Source organism: Gardnerella swidsinskii, assembly GCF_023277705.1.
GTDB lineage: Bacteria > Actinomycetota > Actinomycetes > Actinomycetales > Bifidobacteriaceae > Bifidobacterium > Bifidobacterium swidsinskii.
Genome location: NZ_CP083176.1, coordinates 421,791 through 443,524, shown reverse-complemented (window position 1 = coordinate 443,524; position 21,734 = coordinate 421,791). Strand labels below are relative to the sequence as shown.

Below are 21,734 nucleotides of genomic sequence, written 5' to 3'. Positions count from 1 at the left end.
CGAATTCCATAGGAGACATTATGAAGCAGGGTATTCATCCCGACTATCACGCAGTGCAGGTTACCTGCTCTTGCGGAAGCACTTTCGTAACTCGTTCTACCGCTGATGGCGATCACATGACGGTTGACGTGTGCTCAAAGTGCCACCCATTCTATACCGGCAAGCAGAAGATTCTCGACACCGGCGGTCGCGTGGCTCGCTTCGAGAAGCGCTACGGTAAGAAGACTAAGTAGCTTTTGTGACGCCAGCCCTGCTTTCGTGTAACTCGCGGAATCGGGGCTGGCGTTTTATGTGCTAAACATGTGTGTTTAATATTTAACATTTAAATTTTTGATTTACAATCCGCGTTAAGCGTGACTACAAAGGAATATGATGGCTGAGTCAGTAGAGGAACAATTCCCGGCAGCAGTTACCGCGTTAGAAGAGTATCGCGATATTGAAAGTCGTATGGGAAGCCCGGAAGTTGCGTCAAATCCGGACGCTATTCGTAAGCTTGGTCGTAGGCACGCAGAACTTGGATCAATCGTAAACGCTTACCTAAATTACAAACAGCTTTGCGACGACTTTGAAGCCGCAAACGAAATGGCAAGCGACGATCCAGATTTCGCTGAAGAAGCTAAGCGCTTAGAAGAGCAGATTCCAGCAGCAAAAGAAAAGCTTCGCACTGCATTAATTCCTAGGGATCCGGATGATGCGCGCGATATGATTATGGAAATTAAAGCTGGCACAGGCGGCGAAGAAGCGGCTTTGTTTGCTGGCGATTTATTGCGTATGTACATGCGTTACGCGGAAAAGCGCGGCTGGACTACCGTAATCCAAAGCGAAAATTCAACGGAACTTGGCGGCGTAAAAGACGTGCAGCTTGCGATTCGAGCAAAAGGTACGCCTGCTCCAGAAGATGGCGTGTGGGCAAGCATGAAGTATGAGGGCGGAGTGCATCGCGTGCAGCGAATCCCAGTTACGGAATCGCAGGGACGTATTCAAACTTCCGCAGCTGGCGTAATCGTGTTCCCAGAAGCAGACGAAGATGACGACGAAATCGAAATCGATCCAAAAGATTTGAAGATCGACATTTTCATGAGCTCCGGCCCTGGTGGGCAGTCCGTGAACACTACTTATTCTGCGGTTCGCATGACACATATTCCAACCGGAATTGTTGTTAGCATGCAAGACGAAAAGTCGCAGATTCAAAACCGTGCGGCAGCCCTTCGCGTGTTAAAGTCTCGTTTGCTCGCTATGAAGCACGAGCAGGAGGCAGCAGAAGCGGCGGATATGCGCCACTCACAGGTGCGTTCGCTCGACCGCTCTGAGCGAATCCGCACGTACAATTTCCCAGAAAATCGTATTGTGGATCATCGCACGAATTACAAGGCTTACAATCTTGATCAGGTTCTTGACGGCGATTTGCAGCCTGTTATCGACAGTGATATTCAGGCGGATGAAGCTGACCGCTTAGCGCAAGCCAAGTAAGTCAAGTAAAATTACTGAAATAACCAAGCAATTCTTAAAATGCAAGAACTTTTGCGAGTTTTGCGCGATGCTGTTAAAAAGCTTGATTCTGCAGGCGTGGAGTCAGCAGAATATGATGCACGCTTGCTGCTGGCTCATGCTTGCGGCGTAAGCTTAGCTGAGCTGAACAAGGCGCTAATACTTGGCGATTTAACCGATTTTTCGCAAGATTATGCTAGTAAATATAGCGATTTTGTATCTAGGCGTGCTTCTCGTGAGCCGTTGCAGCATATTGTTGGTCGCGCGCCTTTTCGCTACTTGGATTTGCAAGTTGGTAAGGGCGTTTTTGTGCCGCGGCCGGAAACGGAAATTGTTGTTGAAGCTGGATTGGATTGGCTTAGAGAGTCTGGTATTAGCAAGCCGACGGTAGTCGATTTATGCGCCGGATCGGGCGCAATTGGATTGTCGATTGCGGCGGAAGTTGCAGACGCGCAAGTATGGGCTGTAGAAAAATCTCCTGAAGCTTTCCAATATTTGCAAAAAAATTTCGAAGAAACTGCAAAAAAGTGGGAAAATATTCAGATTTTCAGTCGCTATCATGCTGTGCTTGCAGACGCAACCAAATCGCATATTTCGGATTGCACGCCGGAACTTCACGCAATTTGCGGCAAAGTAGATTTAGTAATAACGAATCCGCCTTACGTGCCGGAAAGTCAAGTGCCAGAACAAGTTGAAGTGCGAGAGTACGATCCGCCGGTTGCGCTTTATGGTGGTTCTGCGGACGGCTTGCTTATTCCGGAGCAGATTATGCGTGCGGCTTTTGCGCTGCTTAAGTCTGGGGGAGCGATGGTTATGGAGCACGATATTTCGCAAGGAGATGCGCTTAAAAAGTATGCGGAAAGCGTAGGTTTTTCGCGTGCGCGCGTTGGAAATGACTTAACTGGCAGACCGCGATACACTTTTGCGCAAAAGTAAGATTTGACTAAAACGAAAGACTTTACTCAAACGAAAGATTTGACTCAAACAGAATAAAATAAGCAAATAAACAAAAGCAACAAGATAAATAAAAGCAACAAAAGAGGCTAAAAATGAGTAAAATTTGCACGATTAACGAAGAATCACTGCAAATGGCAGCGCAAATTATTAATGAGGGTGGCGTAATCGTAGTGCCGACTGACACCGTATACGGCGTTGCTTGCGACCCGTTTAACGAAGCTGCAGTTGCAAAAATTTACGAGCTTAAGCGCAGACCGCGCACGAAGGCGTTGCAAATTTTAATGAGCGGAGTGGAAGATTTAGAAAAACTTGGGCTGTATTTGCCGTCTCCGCTGGATATTTTAGGCAAAAAGTTCCTTCCGGGTGGATATTCTCCGATTGCGCGCGCTAAGAAGGACTCGGTTGCGTCCAAACTTGCAACGCTGTGCAAAACGAATGAGACTGATGAGAAAACTCAAGAAACTGAAACAACTCAAGCAATCGAATCAACTCAAGGCGTGCGCGTGCCGGATTGTCCGGAATTAATGCAAATTTTGCGAGTCACCGGTCCACTGGCTGCTTCTAGCGCGAATCGCAGCGGTAACGAAAGTGCAGACAGTGTGGAAGAAGCATTTGCGGCTTTCGGCAACGAAATTCCACTGTATTTGAACGCAGGCCCGACTCGCTCGCACGTGGCAAGCACTGTAGTTGGTGCGGATTCAAACGATAAAGACGGCATTGTGATTTTGCGCGAAGGTGTGATTTCGGAGTGCGAAATTCGTAATGCGTTAAGTGAGTAAGTTTATTAACTTATTTCTGGTACTAAATTTCTGGTACTAACAAATCGCTACAATCAAAATAAGCAAGCGAAAATTTAGCAAACGCTGCTAAAACCAACGAAGTAATCGCATAGCAAAGGACGCATTCATGAGGGTATACCTGTTTATTGCAGCAATTGCAGGCGGTGCTACGTGGCTTATTATGCCGCTTGTTCGTCACCTTGCGATCCGTATGGGTGCTGTTGGCAAAGTTCGCGCGCGCGATGTGCATACTATTCCAACTCCTCGCATGGGCGGTGTGGGTATGCTTTTTGGTTTCGCGGTTGCCATGGCTTTCGCAAGCTCAATGCCCTTTATTTCCGGGCTTTTTGCTGGAACTCACCAGCCGTGGGTGGTGCTTGCCGGAGCAGTCATGATATGCCTGCTTGGGGTATGCGACGATATTTGGGATTTAGATTGGATGCTAAAGCTTGCCGGCCAGCTGCTTATAGCCGTGTTCGTTGCGTGGGGAGGGTTGCAAATTGTAACCTTGCCGCTAGGCTCCCTAGTAACGGCATCTCCAAGCGTGTCAATCGCAATAACTGCAATACTAATTGTTGCTTCAATTAATGCAGTAAATTTTGTAGACGGATTAGACGGCTTGGCTTCTGGAATCGTTGCAATCGGCGGAATTGCCTTCGCAACCTACTCCTACATGCTCGCGCGCACGTCGCCATCCTACGCATCAATGGCAACTCTTATCGACGTTGCAATGGTGGGAATGTGTATCGGCTTTATTTTGCACAACTGGCATCCTGCGAAACTTTTTATGGGTGACTCAGGCTCCATGTTAATCGGCTACTTAATTACTTGCGCGTCGATTATTATGACCGGCCATTTGGATCCTTCCGCCGTTCATACGAGTATTTATTTGCCTGTATTTATGCCGATTTTGTTGCCGATTCTTGTGCTGTTTTTGCCGGTTCTTGACATGTGCTTGGCTATTTTTAGGCGTGTTGCTAAAGGGCAGTCGCCAATGCATCCGGATCGCATGCACTTGCATCATCGCATGCTGCGCATTGGGCATTCTGTGCAGGGTGCTGTGCTGATTTTGTGGGGATGGGCTGCGCTAATTGCGTTTGGCTCTATTATGATTTTGTTCTTTAAAGCTGTGTATGTGCTTGTTGGAATGATTCTTGCTGCTGCGCTACTTACTGTGCTCACAATGATGCCGTACTTGCGTCGTCGCCTGCCCGAACTTCGCAATTCGTAACAACTGCTTAATTTTGTTTTTCTTAATGTGGCGTGGCACTCAAAACGTGCGAGTACGCTCGCGCTATAAGCGCTCGCTTACGAAACTCGCGTTGGAAGTCCACTGGACTTCCAACTTGAGCGAGTTTCCGCTCCGAATTGCTTTCGCGCGCGCTGTGCTGCGCTCAAGCATGCCGTCGCGCCCGCGTTTGGAGGGTGCGTTTCGGCAAACGTCATAGCAAAAACGTATAGTAACCCTATGGCTACAACTGATATGAACACGGAATCCGTGTATGCTCCTGTTCCACCAATTTTCGAGAAGCTCGGTCTCGCTTATGACGATGTCCTTTTGCTTCCAAATGAAACTGATGTTATTCCGTCCGAAGTGGATACTTCCACTCGTCTGACTCGCGAAATTACCATGAAAGTACCGACTATTTCGGCAGCTATGGATACTGTTACCGAGTCTGATATGGCTATTGCCATGGCGCGTAACGGTGGTATTGGAGTACTTCACCGCAATCTTTCTATTGATGATCAAGCTGCGCAGGTTGATATTGTTAAGCGCAGTGAATCTGGTATGATTACCGACCCACTTACTGTTCACCCAGATGCTACGCTCGCCGATTTAGATAAATTGTGCGGGCGTTTCCATATTTCTGGTCTTCCGGTAGTGGATAGCGAAAATCGTTTAGTTGGTATTATTACCAACCGCGATATGCGTTTCATTGCTTCCGAAGACTACGATCGCTTGAAAGTTAAGGATGTGATGACGCGCGAAAATCTCGTTACCGGTCCTTCAAATATTTCTAAGGAAGATGCTCACCGTTTGCTTGCGGATAACAAGATTGAAAAGTTGCCTTTGGTTGATGCTGAAGGTAAGCTTACAGGCTTGATTACTGTTAAGGACTTTGTGAAGACTGAACAGTATCCGGATGCTACTAAGGATGATCAGGGTCGCTTGCGCGTTGCTGCTGGCATTGGCTTCTTGGGTGATGCTTGGCAGCGTGCGTGCGCTCTTATGGAAGCTGGAGTTGACGTGCTTGTGGTCGATACCGCAAACGGCGAGGCTCGCTTGGCTCTCGACATGATTCGTCGTATTAAGGCAGATAAGGCTTTCGACGGCGTGCAAATTATTGGCGGAAATATTGCAACTCGCCAAGGCGCACAGGCTATGATTGATGCTGGCGTTGATGCTGTAAAGGTTGGCGTTGGTCCAGGTTCTATTTGCACTACGCGTGTTGTTGCAGGCGTTGGTGTACCTCAGCTTACTGCAGTTTACGACGCTGCTCAGGCTTGCAAGGCTGCTGGTATTCCATGCATTGCAGACGGTGGTATTCACTATTCTGGCGATATTGCTAAGGCTTTGGTTGCAGGCGCGGACACTGTTATGCTCGGCGGCACTTTGGCTGGATGTGAGGAAGCTCCTGGTGAGAAGGTTCTTCTTCACGGCAAGCAGTACAAGCTTTACCGCGGCATGGGCTCGCTTGGTGCAATGGCTCCTCGCGGTAAGAAGTCTTATTCGAAGGATCGTTACTTCCAGGCAGACGTTACCAGCTCCGACAAGGTGGTTCCAGAAGGCGTTGAAGGCGAAGTTCCATATCGCGGTCCGCTTAACGCTGTGCTTTACCAGCTTCTCGGCGGCTTACACCAGTCAATGTTCTACGTTGGTGCGCACAATATTAAGGAAATGCAAGAGCGCGGTCGCTTTATTCGCATTACTGATGCTGGCCTTCGCGAATCTCATCCTCACGATATTGTGATGACTGCAGAAGCACCAAACTACAGCGGTTTCCACAACTAAGTCGCGTGGTGCGTAAGTTGCGCGATTAAATCGCGTATAAGTCGCGTATAAATCGCAACTATTTTAAACGGCGAAAAGTTACGCAAGTTACTCATAACTTGTCTGCTTTTCGTCGTTTTTAATACGCGTCTCGTCGGTGGGAAGATGTAGGCTTGTGGGTTCGAAAAAATATTAGGAAAGGAACGAAAATGGCTGAAGCTAAGGAAGATCTTACTTTTACGCCGGAAGAATCGCGCTTAATTTGGATTGATTGCGAGATGACTGGACTCGATATTTTCCACGACGAATTATGCGAAGTATCTGTAGTTCCAACCGACTTTAATCTGAAAGTTTTGGACGACGGCATTGATTTAGTGATTAAGCCAAGCGATGCTGCTGTGTCTCACATGAACGATTTTGTACGCAATATGCACACTTCTTCTGGGCTTGTTGACGAGTGGAATAAGAACGGTTTGCCGTTAGAAGAAGCGCAAAAGCAGGTTGTTGAGTACGTAAAGCGTTTCCTGCCAGCTCGCGGAAAAGCGCATCTTGCTGGAAACTCAGTTGGTTCTGACAAAAAATTCCTCGACCGTTACATGCCAGATTTAATGGCAAATCTGCACTATCGCGTAATCGACGTAAGCACGTTGAAGGAAATTTCACGCAGGCTTTACCCGGACGTTTACCGCAATAAGCCGGCAAAACATGGCGGTCACCGTGCGCTCGCGGATATTATTGAGTCGATTGACGAGCTTCGTTATTACCGCGATATGATGTTCGTTCCAGCTCCAGGCCCAAGCGAGTCTCAAGCAAAAGCCGGTGCGCAACACATTGAAAGCACGAGCTTGCTTCGTGACTATGAGCGTCGCGGAGAGGCGCTAGAAGACGTAAATTCCGCAGAAAAGCGCGACTACTAAATACAACGCTACTATTAAATAAAGCGCGACTACTAAACGCAATAAAAGGTACTGCCAATGAAGCAATCCGAAGCCTTAACCATAATCAACGCTGGCGCGAGCGCGTTCATTACCGGTGCTCCGGGTGCAGGTAAAACCTACGTATTAAACGAAGCTATTCGCGCAATGCGAAAGAACGGTTTAAGCGTTGCTGTAACTGCCTCTACCGGTATTGCGGCAACGCACTTAAACGGTCAAACCATTCACTCGTGGAGTGGAGTTGGAGTTTCAAACGCGCTTACGGATACGCTTCTTAAAACAATTAGAGCTAGGCGAGGAAAGCGCATAAAAGCCACGGACGTGCTCGTGTTGGACGAAGTTTCCATGATTCACGCGTGGCTTTTTGACATGGTTGATGAAGTTTGCCGGAAGGTGCGCAAAAATCCCGCTCCTTTCGGCGGGCTTCAAGTAGTTATTTCGGGCGACTTCTTCCAATTGCCGCCTGTTAGCACTTCTATGCGAAATCGTGACGTGTTCGAGCCGAGCTCGGAGTTTATTTCGTCGCGCGAAAAGTATGCTGCAGCTGGAAAAAATCCGGAAGGCTATATTACGGAATCGTTTGCATGGGACGCTTTGAAACCTGTTGTGTGCTACTTAACTGAGCAACATCGTCAGGATGACGGCAAGTTGCTAGAAGTTTTGACGGATATTCGTAGCGGTCTCGTGAGTGACGACGATAAGCAAGTGCTTGCTAGCCGCCTTGGTGAGTATCCGCAAGATGACGAAGTTGCAGTACATCTTTTCCCAACGAACGCGCAAGCAGATGGCTTAAATAATATGCAGCTTGCGGAAATTAATGCTGAGTCTCACGAATTCGTTGCAACGGAAGCAGGACCTAAAAATCTCGTTGATCGATTAAAAAAGAATATGCTTGCTCCGGAGCGTTTAGTTTTAAAGGCTGGGGCTGCTGTGATGGCGTTGCGAAACGATCAGGAAAAGCAGTATGTAAACGGCTCTGTTGGGCGTGTGTTGCGTTTTGCGCCTGAATCTAAGGGCGGATGGCCGATTGTTGAGTTTGAAAACGGCAATATTGTAACTCTTAAGCCTGCAGCGTGGGAAATGACGGACGGTGAGACTGTACTTGCTAGCGTAAATCAAGTGCCTCTTCGTTGCGCGTGGGGAATTACGATTCATAAATCGCAAGGTATGACGCTTGATGCTGCGGTAATGGATTTGCGTAGAACTTTCGCTCCCGGAATGGGTTACGTTGCGCTTTCGCGTGTGGAAAATCTGCAAGGTCTTTACTTAGAGGGTATTAACGAGCGCGCGTTTAGCGTTTCGGCGGATGCTGTACTGCTAGACGGATCTTTGCGTGAGGCGTCAAGGTGCGCAAGTGAGCTGCTTGCTAGCGATGGAGCTTCCGCGTTTGTTGCTAAAAAAGCAGATGGTGATTTTGCGGATCAGCAGGAGTTTAGTCTTTTTGAAAATGCCGGTGATGGCGTTACGGACGAATTTTCTTTCGACGACGAGTTTTAATATTCTATAAGCTTTTGCCTTGCGCACGGCATAAACTACTCGCGGCTGAGTCGTTTTGGTCGCTTTGTTATATTTTTGCACGTTATGATTTAATCGAGTATTACTTTTGTTGATGCGTGTAAACAAGTGTTTATGTCCTCATGCGCAAATAGATTGGAACGCATGAATTCCAATGTACTTCGTATGTCTCAGCTATTCCTTCGTACGCTGCGCGAGGATCCTGCAGACGCGGACGTGACTTCCGCAAAACTTATGCAGCGCGCAGGCTATATTCGTAAATCTGCACCAGGTGTGTGGACTTGGCTTCCGCTAGGACTTAAGGTTTTGAACAAGGTTCAGGCGATTATTCGCGACGAAATCAACGGTATCGGTGCGCAGGAAGTTCACTTCCCGGCACTTCTTCCGCGCGAGCCTTACGAGGCTACCAACCGTTGGGAAGAATATGGCGACAATATCTTCCGTCTTAAAGATCGTCATGAGGCTGACTATCTTCTTGCTCCAACGCACGAAGAAGTTTTCACGCTTCTCGTTAAGGATATGTATTCTTCTTACAAGGATTTACCAGTTACTTTGTACCAGATTCAAACGAAGTATCGCGACGAATTTCGCCCGCGCGCTGGCCTGATTCGCGGCCGCGAGTTTATTATGCAGGATGGTTACTCGTTCTCGATTGACGAAGATGGTTTGAAATCTGCTTACGTTGAGGAGCGCGCTGCTTACGCTCGTATTTTCGACCGTTTAGGAATTAAATACGTGATTGTTCACGCTGTTTCCGGCCCAATGGGAGGTTCTGATTCCGAGGAATTCTTGGCTCCAATGCCAATTGGTGAAGATACTTTTGCGCTCGCACCTTCAGGAAAAGCTTGGAATGTTGAGGCTCTTACCACTCCAGAAATGCAAGATGTTGATTACTCAGCAACTCCTGCAGCGCAATCTCTCGAAACTCCAGACGCTAAGACGATTGAAGCTTTGGTTAAGGTTTCTAACGACTTGCATCCGCGTAAAGATGGTCGCGAATGGCAAGCTTCCGACACTTTGAAGAACCTTATTATTGCTGTTAAGCACCCAGCTGATGCTGAAGGCGGCGAGCATGAGGAACCATGGCGCGAAATCGTGGCGATTGGTATTCCAGGGGATCGCCAAGTAGATATGAAGCGTCTTGAAGCTCAGTTTGCTCCTGCAGAAATCGAAGAAGCAACTGAGGATGATTTGAAGTCTCATCCTGAGTTTGTTAAGGGCTACATTGGTTTTAGCGTATTAGGTCCTCAAGCTCGCAAAGAGGGTAGGGGTATTGCAAATCCTGTCCGCTACTTGATGGATGCTCACGTTGCAAAGGGAAGTGCCTGGATTACAGGAGCTGACGAAGACGGAAAGCATGTTTACAACGCTGTTTACGGTCGCGATTTTGAAGCTGATGGTGTTGTTGAAGCAGCCCAGGTTCGCGATGGTGATATGAGCCCAGATGGTTCCGGTCCGTTGAGCTTCGAACGCGGTGTGGAAATTGGTCAAGTGTTCCAGCTTGGCTTAAAGTATTCTAAGGCTTTGGGCTTAAGCGTTCTTAACGAAAACGGTAAGGCTGTGCCGGTTTGGATGGGCTGCTACGGCATTGGCGTTAGCCGCGTAATTGCATGCTTGGCAGAAACGCATCACGATGACGCTGGTCTAGCATGGCCTATGGCAATTGCTCCAGCTCAAGTTCATGTTGTTGCAACAGGCAAGGATCAGGTTGCTTTCGACGCTGCTGAAAAGGTTGTTGAGGAGCTTAGCAAGCAAGGCATCGAAGTAATCTTTGACGACCGTCCAAAGGTTTCTCCAGGCGTAAAGTTCAAGGATGCTGAGCTTGTTGGCGTGCCGCTGATTGCTGTTGCTGGTCGCGATACCGTGAACAATGGCACTATTGAAATCCGCAATCGTGATGGCTCAAACGTTGAGGCAGTTCCAGTTGACGAAGCTGCCGCTCGAATCGTATCTCGCGTAAACGATTTGCTTAAGTAACGGCCTGTTTTACAATTTGCCGCCAGGAATATTGATTCTTGGCGGCATTATTTTATTGTATTCATATTAATTTATTGTGCTGTGAGTTTAGTGGATTTCTCGAATTGCGATTTTATTTTCCTTAAATATCAGTTTCGCCTCCAAATTCGTCATTCGAAATGTTTGCGTTAGAGTTATTTTGTTGTGCATTGTTCTTCTGCTGTACTTGATTACTTTCTTTCGTATGATCATTTTTAGCGGAATCAGCGTTTCGCTTTGTAAATTGCGTAGTTCCGCGATTTAAATCGTGCCCAATAGCAGAAGCTTCCAAAATTACGCGATTATAATCGTTTCCATCTTTTGTCCAGCTTTCTGTACTCAAATTGCCATATACAACGATTGCATCGCCTTTATGAACGCTTTTTAGCACGTTTGAAGCCAAAGTCCTATACGCTTTCACAGTCATCCAAGTAGTTGGACGCTCATGCCATTGCTGTTCGTCGTTGCGGTAATATGATTGCGTGCTCGCGATTCGTAGCGAACAAGCCGGAGAATTTTCACTTCGCCCAAAGTTTACAGGCTCAGCGCCTACGTATCCACTAATAGTCACGGTCGACTGTTGTTGTGCCATATTTCATAGTCCTTTCACAAATGGACTGCAGCCATTTCAGCCCCGAAATACAGAGCCATCATTGCCTCTGAGCTTCGCAGCCACGAGGAAATGCCGCAGTAATAACAACTATGAACTTTGCGCAACAACTTTGCCAGCAAACTTTTCTATTGTGGTTAAAACCTAGGTTTTATCCACAATGTAATTGATCTCTTGACTACAGCAAAATATTTAGTAAAAGCTCAACAATTAACTGTGCATACGTAATCATTCCTCATTGCAGGGTAGTATTGAGCAAACGTATTGAAAATATTGAATGCAGTGAAGAAGATATTTATGGTGGAAAATAATCAGCAATATGCAAAGCATAAATCTAATATGCGCATAAGTTGGGTTAGTATCCTTGTTATTTCGGCTGTATGCCTAGCTGCGTGTGCAATATCGCAAAATTTTGCTGATTTTACTTTAGAACATTCTAAGGCGTATCATCAGGCGTATAATCGCGAATATCATCATAAGTATCATCAGAATCCAATAATTCAAACAACTAATTTTGCTTCTTCTGCAGCTTTTATTCAGTCAAGTAATGTAGCGCGTTACGTTCTTTCTTATATTCGAAACGCAAGATCTAGGCTTTACGATGATCGCAGCACGTATTTTAATGGCGTTCCTTTGCAAGATTACGTGAGCCGCTACGGTCTTACTAAAGAAGCGTATGTTAATAATATTCAGTACGATTCTGCAAATGAAGAGGATGCTTTCCGTCGCGCGCAAGAAACCGCCAGCATGGGCAGTTTGGCCATTTGGGCCCAGATGGTGTGAGCGAGCCTGATTACACTGGCCGAAAAGCGTGGGGTGAAAATTTAAGTTGGGGTGTGGATCTTGCTGGTTCTATGCAATTGTGGATTCAAGATGAAGAGTCGGCTTTGCGCGCAACCGGCGGAAGTTTTAACGAAGATAATGGTCATTTGTATCAGATTTTGAATCCTAGCAATATTTCTTTCGGTTACGGAGAGGCTTCGGGCGGCCCTTATGGTGTTGTTGGAGCGTTGACACTGTCGGAATATAACGGTGATATTGATTATCTGGATGGCAAGATTGGCCCAGAATCTCCCGAAGAGCAAAAAAGCGTGCTGAAGAGGAGCGAAAGAAGAAGGAAGAGCAGAAGCGTAAAGACGAGGAAGCTAAGAAGAAAAAAGCTTTGGCTAAAAAGAAGCATTTGAAGCATAAGCATCATAAAAAGTTAGCGAAAGCTATGAAGAAAAATGCTTCAACGTATAAATTTATTGTGATTATTTCTGCGATTTTAAGCGTGCTTGTTTTGTGCGCAATTGCAGTGGTAGCTTGGATTTTCTTAAGACGAAGAATGATTTCTAAAAATAGTTTGCACGTGAAGCATATTGCGCGTAGCAAAACTTGCGGAAGTGAAAAATCTTCTGATAATTCAAAAGATAAACAATAATATTACTAAAAATATTAATAAAAATAGAAAATAATAAGCCTGCAAACGTTTATTAAGCGTCTGCAGGCTTCTATTTTTGACTTATAGCGACTTATTTGCGATTTATTCGCAACTTACCAAATGTGTACGCGCTCAGCAGGGTCGAGCCACATTTCGTCGCCTTCTTTAACGTCGAAAGCATCGTAGAACAAGTCTACGTTACGAGCAATGCCGTTAGTGCGGCATTCGGCTGGGGAGTGCGGGTCGATTTGAAGCAGCTGTTCCGCAATTTCATTACGAGCCTTGGAACGCCATACTAACGCGTAGCTTAAGAAGAATCGCTGCAAAGCAGTGAAACCATCTACTTCAGGAGCGTTCAACAAAGTTTCGCGAATCGCATCTTCACTTCCGTCAATTTCATGTCCTTCGCTCTTTTGCAAAGCGAAAGCGTATGCTTTAAGCGCAATAGTCACGCCGCTTAAATCGCCAATATTTTCGCCGATCGTTAAAGCACCGTTTACGTGAGGCATCGCATTGCGCTCTTCTTTGCTCTTCAAGTGAGAGTACTTAACGATAAGCTGCGTTGGTGTGAAAGCATTGTATTGCTCAATAAGCTTCTTAGTGCGCTCAGTGAAGTTGGTTTTGTCTTCTTCAGTCCACCAATTGTTAAGCACGCCGTCGCCGTCGTATTCGCAACCTTGATCGTCAAAACCGTGACCGATTTCATGACCAATCACGGCACCAATAGCGCCGTAATTTGCTGCGTCTGGAGCACTTGGGTTAAAGAATGGTGGTTGCAAAATAGCAGCTGGGAACACGATTACGTTCAGCAGAGGATCGTAGTAAGCGTTCACAGTTTGCGGAGTCATCTGCCATTCTTCGCGATCCACAGGATTTCCGGCTTTTGCAGTATTTTTACCAAAGCCAAATCGATAAACTTCGCGCATATTATCAACTAAGTCAGCGTCTTCCTTAATATTTAGCGCAGAGTAGTCAACCCAATGGTTTGTGTAACCAATATTTGGCTCAAATTTACTAATCTTTTCCAAAGCCTTCGCTTTAGTTTCCTCACCAAGCCAGGTGCTGTGCGAAATCGACTCACGGTAAGCGTTAATAAGATTGTCAACTAAGCCTTGCATATATTCCTTAGAAGACTCAGGGAAATGCAATCGCACGTATTCGCGTCCAACTTCCTCACCACAAGCATCGTCAACAACTCCGACTGCTCGCTTCCAACGGTCGCGCTGCTTTGTGGCACCAGAAAGCACTTTGCCGTAGAAGTCGAATCGCGCTTGTGCAAAATCTTCACTAAGTAAGCTTGCCCAGCGCAAAATCACGTGTACGCGCGCCCAAAGCTTTAAATCTTCTAAGTCGGCTTCTTGCCAAATCTTATTCAAACCTTCCATAAAGCTTGGCTCGTGAACTACAACTTTGTTAAAAGCTTCACGAAGGTTGATTGGCTGATTTGTTGCTTCTTCGCAATTATCGTACGCTTTTTGAGTAGCGTCTAAGAAAGCGTCGAGATTAAGCGCTTCAAGAGTTTTTGCTAAATCGGCATAATTGTAAGGATTATAGGTTTTTTGAGAATCGCGAGTTGCTACGTTATCCCAATGGTAGCTCGCTATTTTAGTTTCAACATTCAAGAAACGCTCGGCTTGCGCTTGTGTAGTAGTTGCGTCTCCGTAGCCTGCTAAGCGCAGCAAAGAAGCTACCATTTTTACATATTCAGTGCGAATTGGAGCGTAGTTATCTTCGCGATAGTATGCTTCGTCTGGCAAGCCCAATCCCGATTGCTCAATATGCATAATATTCGTCTTAGGATCTTTAGGGTCTCCGTAAACGCCAAAATAAAACATTGCATCTGGACCGCCGTACGGATTAAGCGCGCCAATAGTGCGAACCAAATCTTCCTTAGTTTCTGCTGAATCCACAGCGTCTAAATCGCCCTTAATTGGCGTAATTCCAGCTTTTTCAATAGATGCGATATCCAAATAGTTACGGTATAAGGTTTGTGACTTTTTGGCTGGGCAATTTTCGTTTTCTAAAATATCTCGAATTTGCTTTTCTGCATCTTCTGCAAGCTTGTGGAAAGCACCATACATTGGTTTGTCTTCTGGGAGAGTGTAAGTGTCAATCCAAGGACCATTTACGTAACGGAATAAATCGTCTTGTGGACGAGTAGCCGACGAGAAGGAGGCAGGGTCGAAATCTACAGCAGAAATTTCCTTCTGCGATTCCTTATTATTACTATTATTATTGTTGTTAGACATGTGATTAGCTTACAAGTATTAAGCGACACTATTGGTTAGTATTTTCGCTATATTTTGCTTTATTTTCGTGCCTGCGCGTTAGTCTTGAAGCATGATTGAACTTAAAACTCCATCTGAAATTGAAGCGATGAAGCCTGCAGGTCGCTTTGTCGGTAGTATTCTTAAAGACTTGAAAGCAATGACCAAAGTTGGCACGAATCTTCTTGAGATTGATGACTTCGTTCGTCAGAGAATTATGAGCCGCAAAGGTGCGTCTTCTTGCTATGTTGATTACGCTCCTGATTTTGGTACAGGACCTTTTGCGCACTATATTTGCACTTCTGTAAACGATGCTGTTCTTCACGGAGTTCCATACGATTACAACCTTAAAGACGGCGATTTGTTGACTCTTGATTTGGCAATTAACGTCGACGGATGGGTTGGTGATTCCGCTATTAGTTTTGTGGTTGGAAATCATGCTGATCCTGAGGATTTACGCTTAATTAAGTGCACTGAGGAAGCTCTTGAGGCTGGTATTAATATGGCTCAGCCTGGCAACCGTCTTGGCGATATTTCTGCAGCTGTTGGTTGCGTTGCTCACGAGTATGGTTACAGCGTAAACCTTGAGTTTGGTGGCCACGGAGTCGGTCATATTATGCACGGAGATCCGCACGTTCCTAACGATGGCACTGCTCACCATGGTTATAAGCTTCGCCCAGGTCTTGTGATTGCAATTGAGCCATGGTTCTTAAAGACTACTGACGAAATTTATCAGGATCCTAAGGATGGTTGGACTCTTCGTTCTGCTGATGGTTCTCGCGGTGCGCACACTGAACATACGATTGCAATTACGGAAAACGGTCCTGAGATTTTGACCGTGCGCTAAACTTATCAATAGTTGATTTTGTAAGTATTTTGCGAGTAGTAATTGCGTAAAACAGGTATGTAAAGAGGTACTTTAAATAAATGGCGGAATTTGATTTTTCCCAAGCACTAAATGATGTTGAAGCAAAGTATTCTTCGATTTCTAAAGCACTAGATGTAGATTCGTTGAAGGCTACGATTGCTGATTTAGAAAAGCAGGCTGCAGAGCCTGGACTTTGGGACGATTCTGAGCATGCTCAGCAAGTCACTAGTAAGCTTTCTGCAGCTCAGTCTCAATTGAAGCGTTTGCAAGCTGTCGAGCAACGCATTGAAGATACTAAGATTTTAATTGAGCTTGGTGAAGAAGAAGGCGATGCTGATTCAATGAATGAGGCTCAAGAAGAGCTTGGAAATATTGCTCACGAGTTGGACGATATGGAAGTTCAGACTCTTCTTGACGGCGAGTATGACGCTCGTTCTGCAGTTGTTACGATTCGCTCTGGTGCAGGTGGCGTGGATGCTGCTGATTTTGCTCAAATGTTGCTCCGTATGTACTTGCGCTGGGCTGAGCGAAACGGCTATAAAACTAAGATGATGGACACGTCTTATGCAGAGGAAGCTGGTATTAAATCCGCTACTTTTCAAGTTGATGCTCCTTATGCGTATGGTCGTCTTTCTGTAGAAGGCGGCACTCACAGAATGGTTCGTATTTCGCCATTCGACAATCAAGGACGTCGCCAAACTGGTTTTAGTGCTGTGGAAGTAATTCCTCTCGTTGAAGCTACGGATCATATTGATATTCCAGATTCGGATATTCGCGTTGATACTTTCCAAGCTTCAGGACCTGGCGGTCAGGGCGTAAACACTACGTATTCTGCTGTTCGCATTACGCATTTGCCAACCGGCTTGGTTGTTTCTATGCAAGATGAGCGAAGCCAGATTCAGAACCGTGCTGCTGCAATGGCAGTTTTGCAATCGCGTTTGCTTGTGCTTAAGCATGCTGAGGAAGCTGCAAAAAAGAAGGAACTTGCTGGAGATATTAAGGCAAGTTGGGGAGATCAAATGCGCTCTTATGTGCTTCACCCTTATCAGATGGTGAAGGATTTGCGCACTGGTTACGAAACTTCACAAACTCAAGCTGTTTTTGACGGCGATATTGACGGTTTTATTGAAGCTGGCATTCGTTGGCGTCACGAGCAGCGAGTTGCAGCTCAAAAAGAAGCTGAAGCAGAATCTTAAATAAAACTAAAGCTAGAACTAAAAACCAACAATTACACATAATCTTCGGAAGGAATTGAAACAATGTCGCTGATTTCATTAGATCATGTGTCAAAAATATATCCTCGAGGTACACGTCCCGCATTAGACGATGTGTCTTTGCATGTAGATCGCGGAGATTTTGTGTTTCTTGTTGGCGCTTCAGGTTCTGGCAAAACCACATTGCTTAGTTTGCTGCTTCGCGAAGAAGAAGCAAATGGTGGGGAAATTCACGTAGCCGGTAACGATTTGCGCAGACTTTCTAACCGACAAGTGCCGCAGTATCGTAGATCTCTTGGCTTTATTTTCCAAGATTATAAGCTGCTTAATAATAAAACAGTTTATCAAAATGTTGCTTTTGCTTTGGAAGTGATTGGTACAAGTAGAGCGACTATTCGTTCGCTTGTTCCTCGTGTTCTTGAAACCGTTGGTTTGACTGGTAAAGAAAATAATTACCCACATGAGCTTTCTGGTGGTGAGGCGCAGCGAGTTGCAATTGCTCGCGCATACGTCAATCACCCTCAAATTATTCTTGCAGATGAGCCTACTGGTAATTTGGATCCAACTACTTCTCTTGGAATTATGGAAGTTTTGGATGCTATTAACCGAACTGGCACAACGATTGTTATGGCTACGCATAATGAGGAAATTGTGAACTCAATGCGTAAGCGAGTTGTGGAACTTCATGCTGGAAAAATTGTGCGTGATGAGCGTGAAGGATCATATGATTCTGCATTGTATTTCCCAGATAGTGAAGTTGAGCATAATTCTAAAGCACAACAAACTGTTGAAAATTCTCAAGATCAATCAGCTAGCGATGCTCAAAAATCAATTACTCAATCTGAGCATACTGAACGTCATAAGAGGCTTTCTAAAAAAGCTCAACGTGCTGCTCAGGCGCGTGAAGTTGTTGACATGGTAACGCAATCGTTGAAGAGCGACACTTCAGAAAATGAAGGAATTGCACGTTTGGCTCAGTCTGTTCATTCTGGCAGAACTGGTCGTTACGGCGAAGTGTTCCAGTCTTTGGAAACAACGATGACTTGGGGACGAGGATTGATTTCTTCAAACGATAATGAAGATGTTGAAGAGAATGATTCAGAAGTTGAGATTTCGGAAGATAATAAAGAATCCTCTGAAGTTGCCGGAAATTCTGAAACTGCAGAAACTGCTAATACTACTGAGACTACTGAGACTGCTGATAATCACGAAACTGCAGAAACTAATGAATCTCACGAATCTCACGAAACTGCTGAAACTAATGAATCTACTGAATCTACTGAAAACTCTGAAGTGAGCGAAGAATCACAATCCGAAACCGGCGATGAGTTGCAGTCAGAAGCAGAAAGTAAGTTACAATCCGATGCTGAATCTGAGCGTAAATCTCAGCTTCCTCCTATGCCTCCAGCTCCGCCTAAGCCACCTGTTGCAGCTGAAAATACTAATAATGAGAACATTAGTGTTGACGATAGCAATAATGACATTAATAAAACTGAAGGAGCAGAGTAATGCGTTTACGATTTATTTTTTCCGAAACTTGCATTAGTTTGCGTCGTAATGTTTCGATGATTCTTTCGGTTATGCTTGTAACGTTCATCTCTTTCCTTTTTATTGGTGTTTCAGTGCTTATGCAAGCGCAGATTACCAAGGCAAAAGGTGACTGGTATGACAAAGTAGAAGTGGTTGCCTGGCTGTGCCCGGATGGAACTAGCCAATCTCCTTCTTGTGCTTCTGGGAAAGCGCCTACTAATGCCGAAATTGTAAAATTGGAGCATATTATTCACCAAGAATTAGGCGATGATGTTTCAAATATCACTTATGTTAGCCGCAATGAATTTTATAAAAACACATTCTTAAAGCAATATCCTAACGGAATGTATCAAGGACGTACTTTAACTGCGGCAGACATGCAAGATTCGTTGCGCTTGAAGCTTACTAATCCTATGAAATATCAGGTTGTTTCAGAAGTTCTTTCTGGACGCGATGGTGTGGAAGAAGTTGTTGATCAGCGTCAGATTTTTGATCCTGTTTTCAGTGTGCTTAATCGCGCTACTGTTGTGACAATTGTGCTTGCAGCAGTTATGGTTGTTGTAGCGATTATGCTTACTGGCACTACGATTCGAATGTCTGCTGCTAGCCGTCGTCAAGAAACCGAAATTATGCGCTTAGTTGGTGCCTCTAACTGGACTATTCGTATGCCGTTTATTCTTGAAGGAGCGTTCGCGTCGTTTGTAGGTTCTTTACTTGCTGGTGCTGCGCTAAGTTTAGTAGTTAAAGTTTTTGTAACTGATTGGCTTGCGCAGAATGTGCGTTGGATGCCATTTGTTACTCAAACAACTGTGTGGCTATGCGTTCCAATACTTGTAGCTGGTGCAGTAGTGTTATCTATAGTTGCTTCTGCTATTGCTTTGAGGCGATACTTAAAAGCTTAAAATGCAAAATAATAGGTGCGTAATTATTTGCGTTATTTTCGCATGAGCATTGTGAAAGTAATATTTTAGAAGATTTGAAGTAGAAACTCGCGTGATTCCTTGCATTACGGTATAATTCGCAATAGTGATGTTGAAAGGGAAGTGATATGAGCGAAGATCGACATAGCATGTATGCAATTCGACGCACTCACACTGTAGTGAGTTTAATAGTTGCTATTTCAATGATGTTTGCTGGTGTTGCTGGTGCATTATTTAATGCGTCTACAGCAAGTGCTGTCAACATGAAGGAATATAGGCGCAAAATACAACGAAACGAGAATTTGAAGCGCCAACTTGCTGGTGTAAGTAAACAACTTGCAAATAAGATCATTGAATTGAATGATTTAAATGAGCATAAAATTCCAAATCAAATACGAGCTGCTCAACAAGCAGAAGAGCAAGCTTCTCAGGCGCGCAGTCTTGTAGAATCAACGCAGCAGCGTCTAGAGTCTGCACAAAAAGATAAGCGTGATTTGGAAGAGAAAATTAAAAAAACTGGTGAAGATTTTGATGATGCTAAGGCTGCTGTAGCACAGCTTGCTCGTAAGAGTTTCCATGGTTCTCAGGCATCTAATGTTATGGATATTGTGACTAAATCAACTACTACAGAACAGTTTGTTGGAAAGTTACAATCCGAGGCTGCTGTTGCTAGAAGTGAAGCAAATGCTGCTAATGATGCTGCTATTAAGTTGAATACTTCTATGAATCGTCGTCAGCGTTTGGCTGCTATTGAAGCAGAAATAACCAAGTTAAAGCAGCAGGCGGATGTTCAAGCGCAAAGTGCTCAAATCGCTGCGAAAGCCGCCAATGATCGCAAAAAGTCCTTGCAAAGTTTGCGAGATCATGGTGAAGAGATTCGTAAGCAGCTGGAAGGTCAAAAGAGTAGTTTGACTTCTCAGTCTGCGCGTGAGGCTGCAGAAATTGTAGCAATGAAATCTGCCATCGATGCTCAAGCGCGTGCTCTTGCTAATAAGTCATTCGCTAAGGCTGATCCGAATGCTGGTAATCGCCAGCAATTGAATGGAAGCTCTGGAAAGAATGTTTACCTTCCTCCGATGCAACTTTCTAATGGTGCTGCTAATGGTATGAATTATACTGTTCCTGGAAATTGCGCAGAAGGTTCTAAGTTCTGCTACGGGCATAATACTGGAAACACTGTTGGTGGTTCTGCTTATCCTGCTCGTCAATGCACGTTATGGGCTTATTTGCGTCGTTCGCAACTTGGTTTGCCTGTTGGCTCCTACATGGGTAATGGTGCTGAGTGGGCGAATACTGGTCGTAGGTTTGGATATTTAGTTAATAGAATTCCACATGTTGGTGCTGTTATGGTGTTTGCTCGTGGTCAACGTGTTGGTAATTGGAATGCTGATTGGCAATATGGACATGTTGCGGTTGTGGAACGTGTGAATGCTGATGGATCAGTTCTTATTTCTGAAGGTGGAACTGGTTTTTCGACATTCCCTGCTTATGAAACTATTTATAATCCAGGCGATTACGAGTATGTGCATTATTAAATATAAGTACTTCAAAGTTTTCAATTTGTTGAAATTGAAAACTTTGTAAGTTTACGACTTATTGTTCTTGCCATAAGATAGTAGTATCTTATGGCAAGTTTCTTTTGTGTGTGATGTGTACTGGAGGGGAATTATGGCAAATAAGCCTGCGCAAGATGGCACTGTTACTGTGGCACAAAACCGTAAAGCGCATCATGATTATGTAATTGAAGATTGTTATGAAGCAGGTCTTGCTCTTACTGGTACTGAAGTTAAGTCACTTCGCGAAGGGCGTGCTTCTTTAGCTGAATCATTTGTGAATATTGATCGTCGTGGTGAAATGTGGCTTGAAGGAGCAAATATTCCTGAATATTTAAACGGCACATGGAATAATCATGCTCCTAAGCGCAAGCGTAAGCTTCTGCTTCACGCTGCTGAGATTGCTAAGCTTTCTAGGCAAACTGAGGCGAAAGGCTACACTGTTGTGCCTTTGCGTTTGTATTTTAAGGGAAGCTACGTAAAAGTAGAAATTGCTTTAGCGCGCGGTAAAAAGGAATTTGATAAGCGTCAGGCTTTGCGTGAGGAGCAAGATAAGCGAGAGGCTTTGCGTGAAATGCGTTACCGTAATCTGCGTTCTCGTAGTATTGATTAAGAGTTGACGCTTCTTTTTTATGCGTTTGTGAAACACTTGCTTGCTTCGCACGTGATAAAAAGTGAGGCAATGCGA

20 protein-coding genes are annotated in these 21,734 nt (G+C 45.0%); 18 read left to right on the top strand and 2 right to left on the bottom strand.

The window, feature by feature from the left end; genetic code table 11:
- The first annotated feature begins 20 nt into the window (after positions 1-20).
- The 9 genes from rpmE (at position 21) to K9E37_RS01765 (ending at position 10,643) form a co-directional block, all read left to right on the top strand.
- On the top strand, positions 21-233 hold the full coding sequence (gene rpmE / locus K9E37_RS01805; RefSeq protein ID WP_004118797.1) for a 50S ribosomal protein L31: 213 nt from the start codon (positions 21-23) through the stop codon (positions 231-233).
- A 139-nt stretch (positions 234-372) separates the two neighbouring features.
- Positions 373-1,470 carry a peptide chain release factor 1 gene (prfA, locus tag K9E37_RS01800; RefSeq protein ID WP_012914392.1) on the top strand — a complete coding sequence of 366 codons (1,098 nt, stop codon included), beginning with the start codon at positions 373-375 and terminating at the stop codon, positions 1,468-1,470.
- Between the two features lie 39 nt (positions 1,471-1,509).
- Positions 1,510-2,424: a peptide chain release factor N(5)-glutamine methyltransferase gene (prmC, locus tag K9E37_RS01795; RefSeq protein WP_248893464.1), complete on the top strand. Its 915-nt coding sequence runs from the start codon at positions 1,510-1,512 to the stop codon at positions 2,422-2,424.
- A 113-nt stretch (positions 2,425-2,537) separates the two neighbouring features.
- Positions 2,538-3,224 (top strand): L-threonylcarbamoyladenylate synthase, encoded by a 687-nt coding sequence (locus tag K9E37_RS01790; protein ID WP_012914390.1) that lies wholly within the window; start codon positions 2,538-2,540, stop codon positions 3,222-3,224.
- A gap of 127 nt (positions 3,225-3,351) precedes the next feature.
- Positions 3,352-4,455: an MraY family glycosyltransferase gene (locus tag K9E37_RS01785; protein WP_116431584.1), complete on the top strand. Its 1,104-nt coding sequence runs from the start codon at positions 3,352-3,354 to the stop codon at positions 4,453-4,455.
- A gap of 237 nt (positions 4,456-4,692) precedes the next feature.
- Entirely contained in the window at positions 4,693-6,237 is a 1,545-nt protein-coding gene (guaB, locus tag K9E37_RS01780; RefSeq protein ID WP_004108463.1) for an IMP dehydrogenase, read from the top strand.
- Between the two features lie 188 nt (positions 6,238-6,425).
- Positions 6,426-7,133, top strand: a complete 708-nt coding sequence (gene orn / locus K9E37_RS01775; protein ID WP_116773684.1) for an oligoribonuclease — start codon at positions 6,426-6,428, stop codon at positions 7,131-7,133.
- Positions 7,134-7,190: 57 nt separating this feature from the next.
- Positions 7,191-8,648: an ATP-dependent DNA helicase gene (locus tag K9E37_RS01770; protein ID WP_004108459.1), complete on the top strand. Its 1,458-nt coding sequence runs from the start codon at positions 7,191-7,193 to the stop codon at positions 8,646-8,648.
- A 162-nt stretch (positions 8,649-8,810) separates the two neighbouring features.
- On the top strand, positions 8,811-10,643 hold the full coding sequence (locus tag K9E37_RS01765; RefSeq protein ID WP_116431587.1) for a proline--tRNA ligase: 1,833 nt from the start codon (positions 8,811-8,813) through the stop codon (positions 10,641-10,643).
- Positions 10,644-10,764: 121 nt separating this feature from the next.
- On the opposite strand, the gene K9E37_RS01760 is transcribed toward K9E37_RS01765, so the two are convergent.
- Positions 10,765-11,253: a single-stranded DNA-binding protein gene (locus tag K9E37_RS01760; RefSeq protein ID WP_033888461.1), complete on the bottom strand. Its 489-nt coding sequence runs from the start codon at positions 11,251-11,253 to the stop codon at positions 10,765-10,767.
- A 315-nt stretch (positions 11,254-11,568) separates the two neighbouring features.
- Between K9E37_RS01760 and K9E37_RS01755 the strand changes: the two genes are divergently transcribed.
- The 3 genes from K9E37_RS01755 to K9E37_RS01745 are packed head-to-tail and all read left to right on the top strand — an operon-like array spanning position 11,569 to position 12,694.
- The gene (locus K9E37_RS01755; protein ID WP_240318920.1) at positions 11,569-12,054 is read left to right on the top strand and encodes a hypothetical protein; all 486 of its coding nucleotides are present in this window, start codon (positions 11,569-11,571) and stop codon (positions 12,052-12,054) included.
- A complete protein-coding gene (locus K9E37_RS01750) occupies positions 12,036-12,455 on the top strand; it encodes a hypothetical protein (protein WP_240318921.1) in 420 nt (139 codons plus the stop codon). The genes K9E37_RS01755 and K9E37_RS01750 overlap by 19 nt, the downstream gene beginning before the upstream one ends.
- Positions 12,434-12,694, top strand: coding sequence for a hypothetical protein (locus K9E37_RS01745; protein WP_240318922.1), 261 nt, complete (start codon positions 12,434-12,436; stop codon positions 12,692-12,694). The genes K9E37_RS01750 and K9E37_RS01745 overlap by 22 nt, the downstream gene beginning before the upstream one ends.
- 113 nt (positions 12,695-12,807) lie before the next feature.
- Here the strand turns inward: K9E37_RS01745 and K9E37_RS01740 are convergent, their stop codons facing one another.
- Positions 12,808-14,943 carry a M13 family metallopeptidase gene (locus K9E37_RS01740; RefSeq protein ID WP_248893462.1) on the bottom strand — a complete coding sequence of 712 codons (2,136 nt, stop codon included), beginning with the start codon at positions 14,941-14,943 and terminating at the stop codon, positions 12,808-12,810.
- A gap of 91 nt (positions 14,944-15,034) precedes the next feature.
- Here K9E37_RS01740 and map point away from each other — a divergent pair, with 91 nt between their 5' ends.
- The 6 genes from map to smpB all read left to right on the top strand — a co-directional run bounded on the left by map (position 15,035) and on the right by smpB (position 21,659).
- Positions 15,035-15,808, top strand: coding sequence for a type I methionyl aminopeptidase (gene map, locus K9E37_RS01735; RefSeq protein WP_116431590.1), 774 nt, complete (start codon positions 15,035-15,037; stop codon positions 15,806-15,808).
- Between the two features lie 80 nt (positions 15,809-15,888).
- Complete coding sequence (gene prfB / locus K9E37_RS01730) at positions 15,889-17,025, top strand: peptide chain release factor 2 (protein ID WP_116431591.1); 1,137 nt, start codon at positions 15,889-15,891, stop codon at positions 17,023-17,025.
- A 63-nt stretch (positions 17,026-17,088) separates the two neighbouring features.
- Positions 17,089-18,552, top strand: coding sequence for a cell division ATP-binding protein FtsE (gene ftsE / locus K9E37_RS01725; RefSeq protein WP_116431592.1), 1,464 nt, complete (start codon positions 17,089-17,091; stop codon positions 18,550-18,552).
- A complete protein-coding gene (gene ftsX, locus K9E37_RS01720) occupies positions 18,552-19,475 on the top strand; it encodes a permease-like cell division protein FtsX (RefSeq protein WP_004108436.1) in 924 nt (307 codons plus the stop codon). The genes ftsE and ftsX overlap by 1 nt, the downstream gene beginning before the upstream one ends.
- A gap of 146 nt (positions 19,476-19,621) precedes the next feature.
- The gene (locus K9E37_RS01715) at positions 19,622-21,028 is read left to right on the top strand and encodes a CHAP domain-containing protein (protein WP_116440497.1); all 1,407 of its coding nucleotides are present in this window, start codon (positions 19,622-19,624) and stop codon (positions 21,026-21,028) included.
- 133 nt (positions 21,029-21,161) lie between these two features.
- The gene (smpB, locus tag K9E37_RS01710; protein WP_004107461.1) at positions 21,162-21,659 is read left to right on the top strand and encodes an SsrA-binding protein SmpB; all 498 of its coding nucleotides are present in this window, start codon (positions 21,162-21,164) and stop codon (positions 21,657-21,659) included.
- The last annotated feature ends 75 nt before the right edge of the window (positions 21,660-21,734 follow it).

Excerpts from the sequence above, each read along its gene's own strand:
- smpB (WP_004107461.1), top strand. The coding sequence starts at position 21,162 with ATGGCAAATAAGCCTGCGCAAGATGGCACTGTTACTGTGGCACAAAAC.
- K9E37_RS01740 (WP_248893462.1), bottom strand. The coding sequence starts at position 14,943 with ATGTCTAACAACAATAATAATAGTAATAATAAGGAATCGCAGAAGGAA.
- K9E37_RS01715 (WP_116440497.1), top strand. The coding sequence starts at position 19,622 with ATGAGCGAAGATCGACATAGCATGTATGCAATTCGACGCACTCACACT.
- orn (WP_116773684.1), top strand. The coding sequence starts at position 6,426 with ATGGCTGAAGCTAAGGAAGATCTTACTTTTACGCCGGAAGAATCGCGC.
- prmC (WP_248893464.1), top strand. The coding sequence starts at position 1,510 with ATGCAAGAACTTTTGCGAGTTTTGCGCGATGCTGTTAAAAAGCTTGAT.
- prfB (WP_116431591.1), top strand. The coding sequence starts at position 15,889 with ATGGCGGAATTTGATTTTTCCCAAGCACTAAATGATGTTGAAGCAAAG.
- rpmE (WP_004118797.1), top strand. The coding sequence starts at position 21 with ATGAAGCAGGGTATTCATCCCGACTATCACGCAGTGCAGGTTACCTGC.
- K9E37_RS01755 (WP_240318920.1), top strand. The coding sequence starts at position 11,569 with ATGGTGGAAAATAATCAGCAATATGCAAAGCATAAATCTAATATGCGC.
- map (WP_116431590.1), top strand. The coding sequence starts at position 15,035 with ATGATTGAACTTAAAACTCCATCTGAAATTGAAGCGATGAAGCCTGCA.
- K9E37_RS01760 (WP_033888461.1), bottom strand. The coding sequence starts at position 11,253 with ATGGCACAACAACAGTCGACCGTGACTATTAGTGGATACGTAGGCGCT.
- guaB (WP_004108463.1), top strand. The coding sequence starts at position 4,693 with ATGGCTACAACTGATATGAACACGGAATCCGTGTATGCTCCTGTTCCA.
- K9E37_RS01770 (WP_004108459.1), top strand. The coding sequence starts at position 7,191 with ATGAAGCAATCCGAAGCCTTAACCATAATCAACGCTGGCGCGAGCGCG.
- ftsE (WP_116431592.1), top strand. The coding sequence starts at position 17,089 with ATGTCGCTGATTTCATTAGATCATGTGTCAAAAATATATCCTCGAGGT.
- ftsX (WP_004108436.1), top strand. The coding sequence starts at position 18,552 with ATGCGTTTACGATTTATTTTTTCCGAAACTTGCATTAGTTTGCGTCGT.
- K9E37_RS01790 (WP_012914390.1), top strand. The coding sequence starts at position 2,538 with ATGAGTAAAATTTGCACGATTAACGAAGAATCACTGCAAATGGCAGCG.
- K9E37_RS01785 (WP_116431584.1), top strand. The coding sequence starts at position 3,352 with ATGAGGGTATACCTGTTTATTGCAGCAATTGCAGGCGGTGCTACGTGG.
- prfA (WP_012914392.1), top strand. The coding sequence starts at position 373 with ATGGCTGAGTCAGTAGAGGAACAATTCCCGGCAGCAGTTACCGCGTTA.
- K9E37_RS01765 (WP_116431587.1), top strand. The coding sequence starts at position 8,811 with ATGAATTCCAATGTACTTCGTATGTCTCAGCTATTCCTTCGTACGCTG.